The following is a 13,843-nucleotide window of genomic DNA, read 5'->3' on the forward strand; positions in this document are numbered from 1 at the left end:
GTGGAGAAGAGCGGAACGGCGGGTGCCGACGGGACGCTGCGGCGGCCCGGATTGGCCGCGGGCAAGCCGCTGGCAGGCAGTTCGCCTGGGGGCCGCAAGCGGCTCGGATGCGGCCCGGTGATTGAATCTTAACAATTATCCCCGGGCCTGCCGGGTGGCCGGCGGCCGTTTTTGCAGACATTTACATCCGTGTAAGCGAAGGTTTCCGGCAACCCGGGGGCGAATGGCGGCCCGGGGGGCGGGGGACCGTGCTACACTGCGCGCCTCGCGTCGCCGTAATCAGTCACGGCGGGCGTCGTGATTTCGTTGAAATCCCTCCGGCCGGGCCCTCTGCCCGCCGCGTGAATTACCCCATCCCCGTAGTTCGCCTCGACTGGTTCGTGCCGCAGCGCACGCAGGGCCCAAGGGCTACCCACCAGGAGCATCCATGCTGTTTACCGATCTCGGCCTCAAGGCCGAAATCCTGCGCGCCATTGCCGAGCAGGGTTACACCGAACCCACCCCCATTCAACAACAGGCCATTCCCGCCGTCCTCGCCGGCCGCGACCTGATGGCCTGCGCCCAGACCGGCACCGGCAAGACCGCCGGCTTCACCCTGCCCATCCTGCAGCTGCTGTCCCAGGCCCAGGCCGGCGAAAGCCCCCTCAACCGCCTGGCGCGCAAGCCCCGGGTGCTGATCCTGGCGCCGACCCGGGAACTGGCCCTGCAGGTGGAAGAAAGCGTCCGTACCTACGGCCAGCATCTGCCCCTGAAGTCCATGTCCATGTTCGGCGGTGTCGGCATGAATCCCCAGATCGCCGCCCTGAAGCGCGGCGTGGACATCCTGGTGGCCTGCCCGGGCCGCCTGCTGGACCACATCAACCAGCGCACCCTGGACCTTTCCGGCATCGAAATCCTGGTCCTGGACGAAGCCGACCGCATGCTGGACATGGGCTTCATCCGCGACATCCGCAAGATCCTGGCCCTGCTGCCGCCCAACGGCAAGCGCCAGAACCTGCTCTTCTCCGCCACCTTCTCCGACGAGATCAAGGAACTGGCCAGGAGCTTCCTGCACGATCCCCAGTCCATCGAAGTGGCCCGCCGCAACACCACCGTGGAAACCGTCAGCCAGAAGGTCATTCACGTGGACCGGGAAAAGAAGAAGGACGTGCTGCTGCACCTCTTCGAGAACCGGGGCTGGAACCAGGTGCTGATCTTCACCCGCACCAAGCACGGCGCCGATGCCCTTTCCCGCCGCCTGGACAAGGAAGGCATCCGCTCCGCCGCCCTGCACGGCAACAAGACCCAGGGCGCCCGGGTGCGGGCCCTGACCGAGTTCAAGGAAGGCAAGCTGGTGGCCCTGGTGGCCACCGATATCGCCGCCCGGGGCATCGACATCGACCAGCTGCCCTATGTGGTGAACTACGAGCTGCCCAACGTGGCCGAGGACTATGTGCACCGCATCGGCCGTACCGGCCGCGCCGGCGCCGAAGGGGAGGCCATCTCCCTGGTCTGCCATGATGAGCGGGACAACCTGCGCAGCATCGAACGCCTGATCAAGAAGGACCTGGAGAAGGAAGTGCTGCCCGGCTTCGAGCCCAGCGCCAACCCGACCACGGCACCGCCCCAGAACCGTGGCGGCCAGCGCCAGGGCCAGGGACAACGCCAAGGTCAGCGCCAGGGGCAGGGCCAGCCGGGCCGCAGCTTCGGCAACAACGGCGGCGGCAACCGCAGCGGCGGTAACGGCGGCAGTGGCGGCCGTGGCCAGGGTGGCGAAGGCCGCAGTCGCAGCGGCGGCGGTGCCGCCAGCGGCAACGGTGGCACGCCCCGCAGCGGCGGCAACCACCGCAACGGCACCCGGCACCACTAAGCCAGGGCGATCCCCATGAAAAAGGCCGGCGCAGTAATGCGCCGGCCTTTTTTTCGTCTGGCGCCGGGGCGGCACCTTGGTCGCCCCGGCCGTTCAGGAGAGGTCGGGCAGATCGAGTCCCCGATCCCACGGCGCCGGATCGCCGGCAAAGCGCTCGGCGAGAAAGTCCACCAGCAGGCGCAGGGCCAGGGGCTGGTGCTGGCGGGAGAGGTAGATGGCGTGGATGCCCAGCACTTCCGGTTCATGGTCCGGCAGCAGGGGCACCAGGCGACCGGCGCCCAGGTCGTCCCCCAGGTAGTAGGTGGGCAGCATGCCGATGCCGGCGCCGCACAGCACGGCCCGCCGCAGCACCGCCGTCTCGTTGGTGTGGAAGCTCCAGTTCACCGGCACCGCAAGGTCGGCGCCGTTGCGCGTGAACCGGTACTGCTTGCCGATGCCGAAGGCGTGGGCGATGCAGCGGTGCCGCTGCAGGTCCTCGGCCGTTTCGGGCTTGCCATATCGTTCCAGGTAGGCGGGCGCGGCACACAGCAGGGAACGGCAGCGGGCCAGGGGCCGCGCGATCATGGCCGGGTCCAGGGTGTTGGTGATGCGTACCGCCAGATCGACCCGTTCCGCCACCAGGTCGGTGGGCTTGTCCCCCACCGAGAGGACGATTTCCACCTGCTCATGCTGCCGCTGGAAGTCCGCCAGGGCCGCCGTCAGCTGGGCATCGGCAAAGGAGCCGGCGGTGGTGACGCGCAGCACCCCGGCCGGCTCCCGGTTGCGGGCCGCGGCCAGGTGCCGGGCCTCGGTGGCGATCTCCAGCAGTTGCCGGCAGGGGGGCAGGGCGGCGAGGCCGGCGTCGGTGAGGCTGACCTTGCGCGTGGTCCGGTGCAGCAGGCGGGCGTCGAACCAGTCCTCCACCGCCGCCAGGTAGCGGCTGACCATGGCCGCCGACATGTCCAGGTGCTCGGCGGCCTGGGTCAGGCTGCCCCGGTCGGACACTTCAACGAAGACGCGTACGGAGGTCAGGCGGTCCATTTGATCGATTCGTGCAATAAATAATCAACTGTATCGAACTTTATCAACCATTTTGCAATAGATAAAGTTCGCCCTGTCATCACAACCCATCCATGCACGGAGACCGCCATGTTTTCCCTCAAGCGCATTGCCCGCTTCGCCATTCCCGCCCTGACCCTCTGCATCGTCGCTCCCGGCCATGCCCAAAGCCAGGGTGCCGCCCAGACTCCGGCGCCGCTGCAGGTACAGGTGTACAACGCCGATGGCCACAGCTTCCACGTCAATGCGGTGGTGGTGAGCGGCAAGAGCGAAGCCGTGGTCATCGACACCGGCTTCACCCGGGCCGATGCCCTGCGGGTGGCGGCCAATGTACTGGACAGCGGCAAGACCCTGACGACCATTTTCATCAGCAATGCGGACCCGGATTTCTATTTCGGCGCCGAGGTGCTCAAAGCCCATTTCCCCCAGGCCCGGGTGCTGACCACGCCGGCGGTGCGGGAAAAGATCCAGGCCAGGATGGCCGCCAAGGTGGCCTTCTGGGGGCCGAAGATGGGCGCCAACGGGCCCCGTCAGCCGATCGTGCCGGAACTGCTGCAGGGCACCCGCCTCAGCGTCGACGGCGAGACCGTCGAAGTGCGCGGCACCAGCGGCGAGCTGGCCCACCGCCCCTATGTGTGGATTCCGTCGCTGCGGGCCGTGGTCGGCAATATCGCCATCTTCGGCAACCTGCACGTGTGGACCGCCGATACCCGGACGGCGAGCCAGCGCCAGGCCTGGTTTGCCCAGCTGGACGAGATCGAGGCGCTGCAGCCCGCCCTGGTGGTGCCGGGCCACATGGCCCCCGGCACGGCCCTGGGCGCCAGCGCCATCGCCTACACCCGTACCTACCTGCAACGCTTCGACGCGGAAGCTGCCAAAGCCTCCAATGCCGCCGAGCTGATCGCCGCCATGCAGCGGGCCTACCCCCGGGCCGGTCTGGGCGTGGCCCTGGAGATCGGCGCCAAGGTCAACAAGGGCGAGATGCACTGGTAAGCCCTCAAACCCTGCGCCAGCACCGTGCCGCTGCCATCCGGGCGGCGGCACAGGCCTGATTTATCGCCTCCATCCAAGGAATTCCCGAACCATGACTGCCCCGATCCTGCATTACCTCTACGACCCGCTGTGCGGCTGGTGCTATGGCGCCGCCCCCTTGCTGTGGGCAGCCCGCGATGTCCTGCCGGTGCGGCCCCGCAGCGGCGGCATGATGGCCGGCGCCCGGCGCCAGGCGGTGACGCCCCAGCTGCGCGCCTATGTCCAACCCCATGACCAGCGGATCGCCCAGTTGAGCGGCCAGCCCTTCGGCCCTGCCTACACCGACGGCCTGCTCCGGGACAACGGCGCGGTCTTCGACTCCGAGCCGCCCACCGCCGCCATGCTGGCCGCCGAGCAGCTGGCCGGCCGCGGGCTGGACATGCTGGCCCGGTTGCAGGTGGCCCACTATGAAGAAGGCCGCCGCATCGCCGAGCCATCGGTGCTGGTGGAGTTGGCCGCATCCCTCGGGCTCGATGCCGCCGCCTTTGCCGCGACTCTGACGCAACTGTCGGGCGAGGCGGTGCAGGCCCATTTCCGAGAGACCCGGGAATTCATGGCCCGGGTCGGCGCCCAGGGCTTTCCCACTTTCGTCCTCGAAACGGCGGAGGGCCTGCAGAGCATCGACGTCTCCGCCTACCTGGGGCGTCCCCAGGCCTTCCAGGAGCGTCTGCGCCAGCGTGCAGGGCTGCCCGCTGGGAGCGCCGCCCAGGCCCCGGGCTGCGGCGTCGACGGTTGTGCCCTGTAAGCTGGGCGTCTGGTCATGAAAAGCAATCTGCAGATCGTTGCCGAGCATTACGCCGCATCGGCCCGGGGGGACCTGGCCGGCATGCTGGCGGACCTGTCGCCGCAGGCGGCCTGGACCGAGATGGCGGGCTTTCCCTGCGCCGGCACCTGGATCGGTGCCGCCGAGGTGGGCACCCATGTCTTCGCTGTTCTCGGCCGCGACTGGGAGGACTACACCTTTGTCCTGGAACGGTTGATCGACGGCGGCGAGGAAGTGGTGGGTATCGGCAGCTACAGCGGCACTTACCGTAAAACCGGCAAGTCGATGCGGGCCCGGGCGACCCATGTGTGGCAGCTTGCCGGCGGCCGGATCGTCGCTTTCGAGCAGTTCACCGACACCCTGCTGGTGGCCCGGGCCATGCAGGCCTGATGGGGACGGCCTGGCTTGGCCGCGGCTGCCCGGAGTTTCAGGTCGCCGCGTCCTGTTCCAGCAGCTTCTGGTAGACGAAGGCGGTGAGAGTGATGCGGTCCTGGGCTTCGCCGCCGACGAATTCCAGGCCGTAGCCGATCATGCCGGGGCCCAGGTCTTCGCCGCCCGGATTGACGGCGCGGATGACCGCATCCAGGGTCACCAGGGAAATGATGTCGGCCAGGGCGATCTTGAAGGAGAGGCGGATGCTGTCGCCCTGGAGCCCCAGGGGATGGGGCGAGGCCAGCATGGCGCCGGAGATGCTGACGTTGCGGATGCTGGCGGCGCAGGCGTCCGGACTTTCCTGGCCCTGGGCGTCGAGGCGGCGGGCGCTGGCGATGAGATTGACCTTGGCCCGGGCGCCGCGGCGCACCACCAGGGCGCGCACGTCCTTGGGATAGGACAGGTGCAGGTAGGGGTAGGGCACGGCCACGGAACGCACCACCGTGGTGGAGAAGGCGTAGGCGTTCTTGCCGGAGAAGGCCCGCACCACGTAGTTCTGGCCGTCCCGCACGAAAATGTAGGCGCCGTCCACCTTGGGCGTGCTGACCAGGACGCTGGCGCCCTTGGTGAAGCCGATCAGCTTGACGTAGTGGCGGGCGGCGTTGGCGTCGCCGTTGGGTTGCAGCTGCAGGGCGTCGCCTATCTGCAGGCGGGCTTCGTCCAGGTTGACCCGGTTCTCGGCGGGGATTTCCGGGGCGATGTCCTTGGCGGGGGCGGGATCGGGCATGGTCGGGGCGCTATGGTTATACGGGGCCCTGGGGCCTGTGTTGTGGCCCTGAGTGTAGCACCCCCATGTTGCCGTCGTAAGGCCGTCCCCGGACCGGCTCTGGCCCCGCCTAGTGCCGGTTGAAGATGCGGGTCTGGCCCTTGAGATCCACCAGCAGGGTGTCGTACAGCTCCCGCCGCACTTCCCGCTGCTCCGGCGTCGAATCGAGCACCGTGCAGCCCCGCTCGCAGCTGGGGTTGGAAGCTTCCCGTCCCGGCGCCCCGGCGGGCAGGCCGGGCACGGCCAGGCCCCGGGCCTTGGGCTTTTCCTTGAGCAGTTCCTTGATGTCCTCGGCCGGCACATGGCCTTCGATGAAGTAACCGGCAACCCGGGCCGTATGCACCGACTCCACCGCGGCGGGGACTTTCAGGCGCTTTTTCAGGGCCGCCATGTCCGCCGTTTCCTTCATGGTGACGCTGAAGCCGTTTTGCCGCAGGTGCTCGGCCCAGTCGATGCAGGCCAGGCAGGGCACCGGGGCGAACACTTCCACCGGCGGCAGGTTTTCCGCCGCACTGAGGGGCGCGGCAGGCAGGAGGGCGGCCAGCAGGGCCGTTGCCAGCAATCGTTGCATATGAGTTTTCCCTGAGAATGTGGGACTGCGGAAAAGCCGCGCCCTGTTTTGGGTGATTCTCGCCCGGGGCGTCGGTGCGAACAACCCTTTTGCCGCCAGGGCTTTGGGGCTGCGGCCGGTGGTAGCAGCCTGCAGCCAGTCAGCAGCGGCGGCGATGGCCGTTCTCCCGCGCCGCCGGCCTTTCCCGGGCAATGGGGAGTATCCGGGGGGTTTGGGGTAGAATACGCGCCTGCCAAAATTTCCCTATCTCGATGAAAACCACTTTCCTCGACTTCGAACAGCCCATCGCCGAGCTTGAAACCAAGATCGAAGAACTGCGCTTCATGCAGGACGATTCCGCGGTGGACATCTCGGAAGAAATCGCCCGCCTGGAAAAGAAGAGCCAGGGGCTGACCAAAGACATCTACGCCAAGCTGACGCCCTGGCAGACCGCCATGGTGGCGCGTCATCCCCAGCGTCCCTACACCCTGGACTACGTCTCCCGCCTGTTCACCGACTTCGAGGAACTGCACGGGGACCGCAGCTTTGCCGACGACAAGGCCATCGTTGGCGGCCTGGCCCGCTTCAACGGCCAGCCCTGCGTCGTCATCGGCCACCAGAAGGGCCGGGACACCAAGGAAAAGATCTACCGCAACTTCGGCATGCCGCGCCCCGAGGGCTACCGCAAGGCCGAGCGCCTGATGAAGCTGGCCGAGAAGTTCCAGATTCCCGTGTTCACCTTCGTGGACACCCCGGGCGCCTATCCCGGCATCGACGCCGAGGAGCGGGGCCAGTCCGAGGCCATCGGCCGCAACCTTTACGTCATGGCCGAGCTGAAGACCCCCATCATCGTCACCATCATCGGTGAAGGCGGTTCCGGCGGCGCCCTGGCCATTGCCGTCGGCGACACGGTGCAGATGCTGCAGTACTCCACCTATTCCGTGATCTCCCCCGAAGGCTGCGCCTCCATCCTCTGGAAGAGCGCCGAGAAGGCCAACGAGGCTGCGGAAACCATGGGCATCACCGCTTCCCGCCTGAAGACCCTGGGCCTCATCGACAAGATCGTCAATGAACCCGTGGGCGGCGCCCACCGGGATCACGCCGCCATGGCCCAGAACCTGAAGAAGGCCCTGCAGGACGCGCTCAAGGGCGTTTCCGGCCTGTCTACCCAAGAACTGCTGGCGGCCCGCTACGAGCGGCTCATGTCCTATGGCCGCTTCAAGGAACAGCCGGTCTCCTGACCTGCCCCGGCGGATCGCCGACCGCCTGGCCTGGTTGCTGGCGGCGGCCGATCCCCATTCCGTTCTTCCCGCTTCCCCCCTTTCCACTACGCCCGTCCTCGCCGTCGGCCTTTCCGGCGGCCGGGATTCCGTCGCCCTGCTGGCGGCCCTGGCGGCCCAGGCGCCGGCGCGGGGCTGGCGTCTGCAGGCGGTGCATGTGCACCACGGCCTGTCGCCCCATGCCGATGCCTGGGCCGCCTTTTGCGGCGACCTCTGCGCTCGCTTCGGCGTGCCCCTGCAGGTGCACCGGGTCAGTCTGCCCGAGGCGCGCCCGGCGGGTCTGGAGGCAACCGCCCGGGCCGCCCGCTACCAGGTCTTCGCCGGCCTTACGGCCGATGCCCTGATCCTGGCCCACCACCGGGACGACCAGGCCGAAACCCTGCTCTTCAACCTGCTGCGGGGCAGCGGCCTGCGGGGCCTGGCGGCCATGCCGGGGCGGCGCCTGCTGTCGCGTCCGGGCCATGGGCCCCTGCCCTTGCTGCGTCCCCTGCTGGAAACCTCCCGGGCCGAACTGGAAGCCTGGCTGGCGGCCGAGGGCCTGGGCTGGATCGAGGACGAGAGCAACGGCGACCGGGCCTACGCCCGCAATTTCCTGCGGCATGAGGCCCTGCCCCTGCTGCAGTCCCGCTTTCCCGCCGCCGTCAGCCTCGGCCGGGCGGCGGCGCTGGCGGGGGAGGCGGAGGACCTGCTGGAGGAACTGGCGGCCCAGGATCTGGCCAAGGCCGCCGTCGGCTCCCGCCTGCAGCAGGCGGCCCTGGCCGGCCTCTCCAGTGCCCGGGGGCGCAACCTGCTGCGCTGCTGGCTGCGCCGTCATGGCGCCCCCATGCCCGAGGCCCGGGCCCTGGCGGAACTGTGGCAGCAGCTGGCCTGCCCCCGGCCTGACGGCCAGGTGGAATGGCGCTGTAGCGAGTGGGTGGTCCGCTTGTGGCGCGGAACGGTGTTCCTGGACCATGAGCCCCTGCAACCCCCGTCTTCCCTGGCGGAGCCGGCAGGCCCCTTCGTCATGCCCGTCCCCTGGGCCTTCGGCAGCATCGGCGGGCGGGAGGTGATTGGCCAGGGCGTGGCCCTCGCTCTGTGCGGCGAGGCTGCCCGCTTCCGCCTGCGTCAGGGAGGCGAAACCATGCAGCTGCCGGGCCGGCCCCGGCGTCCCCTGAAAAAGCTGCTGCAGGAAGCGGACATTCCGCCCTGGCAGCGGCAGCGCCTGCCCCTGCTGTGGGTCGGCCAGACCCTGGCCTGGGTGCCCGGCATCGGCATCGCCGCCGACTGCCTGGCCCGGGCCGACGCACCCGGCTGGCTGCCCGAATGGCGGCCGGCCGAGAGCGCCAGCCTGTCACTGTCACCCTTGCCCTGCGACGATCCCGATGCCCCATATTGACCTGCGCACCGTCATCCTCCTGGCCGGTTTCATGACCGCCCTCATGGCCGTGGTGCTGTTCTTCGTCACCCGCAGTTTCCCCCAGCGCATCCGGGGCATCGGCCACTGGGCCGGCGGCACCCTGGTGGGCGTCTTCTCCGGCCTGCTGTTCGGCCTGCGCGGGCTGATCCCCGATGCGCTTTCCGTGCTCCTGGCCAGCCTGCTGCTGTACACCGCCCTTTCCCTCTGGCTCAGCGGCACCGAGCTGTTCTACCAGCGCCAGCCTTCCTGGCGCTTCCAGGCCCTGGTCAGCGGCGTCGGGCTGGGGCTGCTCACCTGGTTCCTGCTGGTGCAGCCGGATACCAATGCCCGCCTGGCAGTGGCCGGCCTCAGCCTGCCCCTGTTCTACGGGCGGCAGCTGCTGGTGGTGTTCCGCTACGGGCGCCCCGGCTTCATCAGCCGTTTTTTCTGCCTGGTGCTGCTGGCCCAGATCGGCGTGTTGCTGCTGCGCGGCAGCAGCGCCCTGGTGCCCGGCCTGGGCAGCGATTTCCTGGAGCAGACGCCGATCCAGGTGGTCTATCTCACCGCCTACCCCATCTGCACCCTGATGATCACCGTGGGTTACGTGCTGCTGGCGACGGACCGCCTGCGGGGCGAGCTGGAATATCTCTCCAGCCACGACTCCCTGACCCAGATTCTCAACCGCAGGGCCTTCGTCGAAGTGTGCGAGTGGGAGATGGCCCGGGCCCGGCGCCACGGCCGTGCCCTTTGCCTGCTCATGCTGGACCTGGATTTCTTCAAGAAGATCAACGACACCTACGGCCACCAGGCCGGCGACCTGGTGCTGCAGGGCTTCGTCCAGCGGGTTGGCGCCGTGCTGCGCCGGGGCGAGCATTTCGGCCGCTACGGCGGCGAGGAATTCGTGGTGCTGCTGCCCGATGCGGACCTGGAACAGGCCCGCCAGGTGGCCGAGCGCATCCGTCTGACCACCGCCGAAGGCCCGGCCCAGCTGCCGCCGGTGACGGTGAGCATCGGCGTCGCCGCCCTGGAAGCAGCCGACACCAACCTGGACTGTCTCCTGTCCCGGGCCGACAACGCCATGTACCTGGCCAAGGCCAACGGCCGCAACCGCATCGAGGTGGCTGCCGCCGGGACCCGTGAAGAGGGGGCCGGGGTTTCGCCGGCTGCTCCGGCGCCGTAAGACGGGGGCGCCGGAGAAGAGGGTCAGAAGTAGGACAGCCAGCCGCCGGGATGCCGGCGTTTGTAGTCGGCAAAACGCCGGCACAGGGGATACAGGGCCGGGACCGACAGCAGGGCCAGGCCCCAGATCTGCCAGACCTGCCCGAAGCCGTAACGCTCGCCCTGGGTGGGCCCCCACAGCGCCAGGCAGAGCAGATTGAGCAGATGCAGGGCGTAGAGATGGACGACGTAGAAGAACATCGGCACCCGCCCCAGCACCGCCAGGAAATTCCAGGAGTGTCGTTCCAGGACGGCCAGCCCGAGCAGTCCGCTCCCCAGGGTCAGCAGCAGGAACAGCAGGGAGGGCGGATATTTGGTCAGGTTCAGCCAGTCCATGAGGGTGGCCAGGCCCGTTCCGGCGCCGGCCAGGGGATGGTCCCCGTAGCCATCCAGCCACCGCAGCAGGACAAACAGGGCGAGGGCGCCCAGGCCCGCCAGGGCAAGGCGGCGCCGGCGCTGCTCCGGCGCACTGCCCTGGGCAAACCAGGGCCCCAGCCCGTAACCCAGCAGGATGACGCCGATCCAGGGCAGGACCGGGTAGGAGGTGCGGGCCGCCAGTCCGGGGGCCAGCTCGATGATGGCGCGGTCGTGCAGGACGGCCCACACGGCATGGGCTGCCGTGCCCGGAGGGAAGTGCAGGCCGTCGAGCAGGTTGTGGCCGACGATGATGAGGAGCCCCAGGGCCAGTTGTCCCGCCCGGGGCAGCCACAGCAGGGCAGCCAGGGCCAGCATGGACAGGCCGATGGCCCAGATCACCTGCAGATAGAGCATCCTGGGGGGGAAGGCGAAGGTCCAGGCAAAGTTGATCAGGCTCAGCTCCAGCAGCACCAGGAAGAGGCCGCGCTTGGCCAGGAAGGCGCTGGCGGCGCGCCGGGGATCGCCGCCGGCGCCAAGGTGCCGTTGCCCGTAGCACCAGGCGCCAAGCCCGGTGAGAAAAACGAAGACCGGGGCGCAGAAGTGGCTGGCGAAGCGGGTGAAGAAGAGCCCGGGCGAGGTGGTGTGCAGGTCCATCGGGTCGGCGACCTGCTGGTGCAGGAAAAAGAACTCCCGCACGTGGTCCACCACCATCAGCGCCATGACCAGGCCCCGCAGGGCGTCGATGGCGTTGATGCGCTGATTCCCGCCGAGCATCAGAACTTGGCCTGCATGCCCAGGGTCACGGTGCGGGGCGCGCCCGGCGTCACCCAGTACACGTCGTAGGAACTGGCGTAGTAGGTCTTGTCGAACAGGTTGTCGATATCCAGGGAGAAGCGCAGGGTCTTGCTCGGCTTCCAGTAGGCCATGGCCCGCATGGTGGTGTAGCTGGGCAGTTCGAAGCTGTCGATGGAATTGCCGGCCCGCTTGCCCACATAGGTGGCGCCGGCGCCAAGGCCGTAGCGGCCGCCGGCCAGGCCGTCTTCATACATGGCCAGCACGCTGCCGCTGTTCTTCGGCACGTTGATCAGCCGGGCGCCGACCAGGGCGGCGTTGCTGTCCTTGGTGATCTCGGCATCGATATGGGCGTAGTTGGCCAGCACCCGCACCTTGCTGGTCAGTTGTCCGGAGAAATCGAATTCCAGGCCGCGGCTGCGGGCCTCGCCGGCGGCGATGGCGTAACCCGCATTGGCCGGGTCGTTGGTCAGCACGTTCTTCTTGTCGATCTCGAACAGGGCCAGGGTGCCGCCGTAGCGCTTGTCGGGCGATTCGTATTTGAGGCCGGCTTCCCTGGACTCGCCCCGTTCCGGCGCAAAGGACTGGCTGGCCGCATCGACGCCGTTGTTGGCGCGGAAGGATTCACTGGCCAGGACATAGGCGGACAGGGTGGGGGTGGCCAGCCAGGTCAGGCCGACGCGGGGGGTGGTGACGCTGTGTTCCTGGGAGGTGCTGATACCCGTGTTCCGGTTGAGGATTTCCTGCCGGAAGCGGTCGTGGCGCAGGCCCAGCAGCAGGCGCCAGCGTTCCGCCAGGCTCATCTGGTCCTGCAGGAAGAAGCCGGTGGCGTGCTGGGTTTCCAGGGTGTTGGTGGGCGTGGCGGTCAGGGCCAGCGGCGTCTGTCCATAGACGGGGTTGAGCACATCCAGGCCGTAGGTGGTGGTGGAGCGGCCCCGCCGCATCAGCTGGTCCAGTTCGAAACGGTAGCTGTCCACGCCGGTCAGCACTTCATGCTGGAGCCAGCCGGTGCTGAATTTGCCGAGGATTTCGCCCTGGAACGACAGGTCGTTGGAACTGTAGTCCCGGTAGCGCCGCTCCCGCTCGATGACGGGAGCGCCGGCGCTGGTCCAGCGGATGCTGCCAGCAGTGCGGGGGCTGGCCTCGGTGGAATAGCCTTCCAGGCTGGTGGTGCGGTAGGCCAGACCAAACTTGGCTTTCCAGGCATCGGCCAGTTCATGTTCCACCGTCAGATGGTGGGTCTTGTTGTCGATGGTGATGTCACCGTCCCCCGGCTCTCCCAGGAAGCGCTCCCGGGGAATGCTGCCCACCTTGCCATTGACCGCGATCACCCCCCGGTCCATGGGCGCTTTCTGGCGCAGCAGTTCCAGGTCGTAATTGACGATGGTGCCGGCGCCCAGGAGCCAGGTGAAGGAGGGCGCCACCAGGTAGCGCTGGCTGTCCACCTGCTCGCGGAAACTGCCTTTGTCCTCATAGGCCAGGTTAAGCCGGTAGGCCAGGGCGTCGCTGATGGGGCCGGTGGAATCGAGGGTCGTCCGGTAGGTGTCGTAGCTGCCGACATACATTTCCAGGGCGTGGCCGGATTTGAACTGGGGCTTCTTGGTGACGATGTTGAGGATGCCCCCGGGTTCGCTGCCGCCGTACAGGGCCGATGCGGGGCCCTTGATCACTTCCAGCCGTTCCACGTTGGCCATGTCCCGGGGAGCGTTGTAGCCCCGGTTCCCGGCAAAGCCGTTGCGCAGGAAATTGGCTCCCGTGTCCGGGTTGCCGGCAAAGCCGCGGATGGAGAAGTTGTCCCACAGGCCGCCAAAGCTGTTCTGGCGATTGACGCCGCTGACATAGTCGTAGGCTTCCTCGAGGCGTACCGCCCCGATGTCGTCGATGGCCTGGCGGGGAACGACCCGCACCGACTGGGGGACTTCCCGCAGGGGCGTCTCGGAACGGGCCACGCCGGCCTCGTCGCTGTAGTAGTCCTGCCCTTCGCTGCGTCCCACCACATTGATTTCAGACAGGGTCAGGGAAGGTTCCTCGGCCAGGGCGCAGTGACTTGTGCCGAGTAGCAGTACGGCCGCAGCGAGCGGCTTCAGTTTCAGGCTGACAGACATGATTTTCTTGTATGTGATTGGGAGTGGGGTTGCGAATCGAAAATGGGGAGCCGCGCCATAGCCGATGAGGCGCGCGGTACGGCGGCGGCCTCCGGCGGGCTCCGAAGCGGAGGCGCAAGAACGGCCGCTAATATACTTTGGATGGGAATTATTCTCAAATAGAAGTGGCGCAATCGTTGGCGACATTTCGTCGCAGCGCGATTCTTCGGCTTCAGAACACCAAGGCGCCTGTCGGGTGGCCGACCGGGGCCGCCAGGACGCGGCGCGGTGCGGTGGGGGCTTGGAG

The 13,843-nt window shown here is 68.0% G+C and carries 12 protein-coding genes; 7 read left to right on the top strand and 5 right to left on the bottom strand.

Going from position 1 to position 13,843, the window contains the following annotated elements; translation table 11 throughout:
* Positions 1 to 427 precede the first annotated feature (427 nt).
* Positions 428 to 1,849 carry a DEAD/DEAH box helicase gene (locus tag ACLSSQ_RS06390; RefSeq protein ID WP_416244094.1) on the top strand — a complete coding sequence of 474 codons (1,422 nt, stop codon included), beginning with the start codon at positions 428 to 430 and terminating at the stop codon, positions 1,847 to 1,849.
* Positions 1,850 to 1,942: 93 nt separating this feature from the next.
* Here ACLSSQ_RS06390 and ACLSSQ_RS06395 read toward each other — a convergent pair whose 3' ends face one another.
* Positions 1,943 to 2,869 carry a LysR family transcriptional regulator gene (locus ACLSSQ_RS06395; RefSeq protein ID WP_416244095.1) on the bottom strand — a complete coding sequence of 309 codons (927 nt, stop codon included), beginning with the start codon at positions 2,867 to 2,869 and terminating at the stop codon, positions 1,943 to 1,945.
* Positions 2,870 to 2,977: 108 nt separating this feature from the next.
* Here ACLSSQ_RS06395 and ACLSSQ_RS06400 point away from each other — a divergent pair, with 108 nt between their 5' ends.
* From ACLSSQ_RS06400 to ACLSSQ_RS06410, 3 genes are all read left to right on the top strand, one after another.
* A complete protein-coding gene (locus ACLSSQ_RS06400; protein WP_416244096.1) occupies positions 2,978 to 3,880 on the top strand; it encodes an MBL fold metallo-hydrolase in 903 nt (300 codons plus the stop codon).
* Positions 3,881 to 3,971: 91 nt separating this feature from the next.
* Positions 3,972 to 4,664 (top strand): DsbA family protein, encoded by a 693-nt coding sequence (locus tag ACLSSQ_RS06405; protein WP_416244097.1) that lies wholly within the window; start codon positions 3,972 to 3,974, stop codon positions 4,662 to 4,664.
* Between the two features lie 15 nt (positions 4,665 to 4,679).
* On the top strand, positions 4,680 to 5,072 hold the full coding sequence (locus ACLSSQ_RS06410; RefSeq protein ID WP_416244098.1) for a nuclear transport factor 2 family protein: 393 nt from the start codon (positions 4,680 to 4,682) through the stop codon (positions 5,070 to 5,072).
* Between the two features lie 37 nt (positions 5,073 to 5,109).
* Here ACLSSQ_RS06410 and ACLSSQ_RS06415 read toward each other — a convergent pair whose 3' ends face one another.
* Both ACLSSQ_RS06415 and ACLSSQ_RS06420 read right to left on the bottom strand, forming a co-directional pair.
* Positions 5,110 to 5,841 carry a flagellar brake protein gene (locus tag ACLSSQ_RS06415; RefSeq protein WP_130458828.1) on the bottom strand — a complete coding sequence of 244 codons (732 nt, stop codon included), beginning with the start codon at positions 5,839 to 5,841 and terminating at the stop codon, positions 5,110 to 5,112.
* Positions 5,842 to 5,950: 109 nt separating this feature from the next.
* Entirely contained in the window at positions 5,951 to 6,451 is a 501-nt protein-coding gene (locus ACLSSQ_RS06420; protein WP_416244099.1) for a DUF411 domain-containing protein, read from the bottom strand.
* A 251-nt stretch (positions 6,452 to 6,702) separates the two neighbouring features.
* Between ACLSSQ_RS06420 and ACLSSQ_RS06425 the strand changes: the two genes are divergently transcribed.
* Genes ACLSSQ_RS06425 through ACLSSQ_RS06435 form a run of 3 tightly spaced genes read left to right on the top strand, consistent with a single transcriptional unit; the run spans position 6,703 to position 10,265 of the window.
* Positions 6,703 to 7,671 carry an acetyl-CoA carboxylase carboxyltransferase subunit alpha gene (locus ACLSSQ_RS06425; protein WP_152088895.1) on the top strand — a complete coding sequence of 323 codons (969 nt, stop codon included), beginning with the start codon at positions 6,703 to 6,705 and terminating at the stop codon, positions 7,669 to 7,671.
* Positions 7,640 to 9,085, top strand: a complete 1,446-nt coding sequence (tilS, locus tag ACLSSQ_RS06430) for a tRNA lysidine(34) synthetase TilS (protein ID WP_152088896.1) — start codon at positions 7,640 to 7,642, stop codon at positions 9,083 to 9,085. The genes ACLSSQ_RS06425 and tilS overlap by 32 nt, the downstream gene beginning before the upstream one ends.
* Entirely contained in the window at positions 9,072 to 10,265 is a 1,194-nt protein-coding gene (locus ACLSSQ_RS06435) for a GGDEF domain-containing protein (RefSeq protein WP_416244100.1), read from the top strand. Before tilS ends, ACLSSQ_RS06435 begins: the two co-directional genes overlap by 14 nt.
* A gap of 23 nt (positions 10,266 to 10,288) precedes the next feature.
* On the opposite strand, the gene ACLSSQ_RS06440 is transcribed toward ACLSSQ_RS06435, so the two are convergent.
* Together ACLSSQ_RS06440 and ACLSSQ_RS06445 are read right to left on the bottom strand one after the other, a co-directional pair.
* Positions 10,289 to 11,434 (bottom strand): DUF1624 domain-containing protein, encoded by a 1,146-nt coding sequence (locus tag ACLSSQ_RS06440; RefSeq protein ID WP_416244101.1) that lies wholly within the window; start codon positions 11,432 to 11,434, stop codon positions 10,289 to 10,291.
* A complete protein-coding gene (locus ACLSSQ_RS06445; protein ID WP_416244102.1) occupies positions 11,434 to 13,557 on the bottom strand; it encodes a TonB-dependent siderophore receptor in 2,124 nt (707 codons plus the stop codon). Before ACLSSQ_RS06445 ends, ACLSSQ_RS06440 begins: the two co-directional genes overlap by 1 nt.
* Positions 13,558 to 13,843 lie beyond the last annotated feature (286 nt).

Origin of the sequence: Azospira sp. APE16, from assembly GCF_047901315.1 — a bacterium.
In the GTDB taxonomy this organism is placed as follows: domain Bacteria; phylum Pseudomonadota; class Gammaproteobacteria; order Burkholderiales; family Rhodocyclaceae; genus Azospira; species Azospira oryzae.

Bases quoted from the DNA above. Each gene is read 5' to 3' on its own strand.
- ACLSSQ_RS06390 (WP_416244094.1), top strand. From the start codon at position 428: ATGCTGTTTACCGATCTCGGCCTCAAGGCCGAAATCCTGCGCGCCATT.
- ACLSSQ_RS06395 (WP_416244095.1), bottom strand. From the start codon at position 2,869: ATGGACCGCCTGACCTCCGTACGCGTCTTCGTTGAAGTGTCCGACCGG.
- ACLSSQ_RS06400 (WP_416244096.1), top strand. From the start codon at position 2,978: ATGTTTTCCCTCAAGCGCATTGCCCGCTTCGCCATTCCCGCCCTGACC.
- ACLSSQ_RS06405 (WP_416244097.1), top strand. From the start codon at position 3,972: ATGACTGCCCCGATCCTGCATTACCTCTACGACCCGCTGTGCGGCTGG.
- ACLSSQ_RS06410 (WP_416244098.1), top strand. From the start codon at position 4,680: ATGAAAAGCAATCTGCAGATCGTTGCCGAGCATTACGCCGCATCGGCC.
- ACLSSQ_RS06415 (WP_130458828.1), bottom strand. From the start codon at position 5,841: ATGCCCGATCCCGCCCCCGCCAAGGACATCGCCCCGGAAATCCCCGCC.
- ACLSSQ_RS06420 (WP_416244099.1), bottom strand. From the start codon at position 6,451: ATGCAACGATTGCTGGCAACGGCCCTGCTGGCCGCCCTCCTGCCTGCC.
- ACLSSQ_RS06425 (WP_152088895.1), top strand. From the start codon at position 6,703: ATGAAAACCACTTTCCTCGACTTCGAACAGCCCATCGCCGAGCTTGAA.
- tilS (WP_152088896.1), top strand. From the start codon at position 7,640: ATGGCCGCTTCAAGGAACAGCCGGTCTCCTGACCTGCCCCGGCGGATC.
- ACLSSQ_RS06435 (WP_416244100.1), top strand. From the start codon at position 9,072: ATGCCCCATATTGACCTGCGCACCGTCATCCTCCTGGCCGGTTTCATG.
- ACLSSQ_RS06440 (WP_416244101.1), bottom strand. From the start codon at position 11,434: ATGCTCGGCGGGAATCAGCGCATCAACGCCATCGACGCCCTGCGGGGC.
- ACLSSQ_RS06445 (WP_416244102.1), bottom strand. From the start codon at position 13,557: ATGTCTGTCAGCCTGAAACTGAAGCCGCTCGCTGCGGCCGTACTGCTA.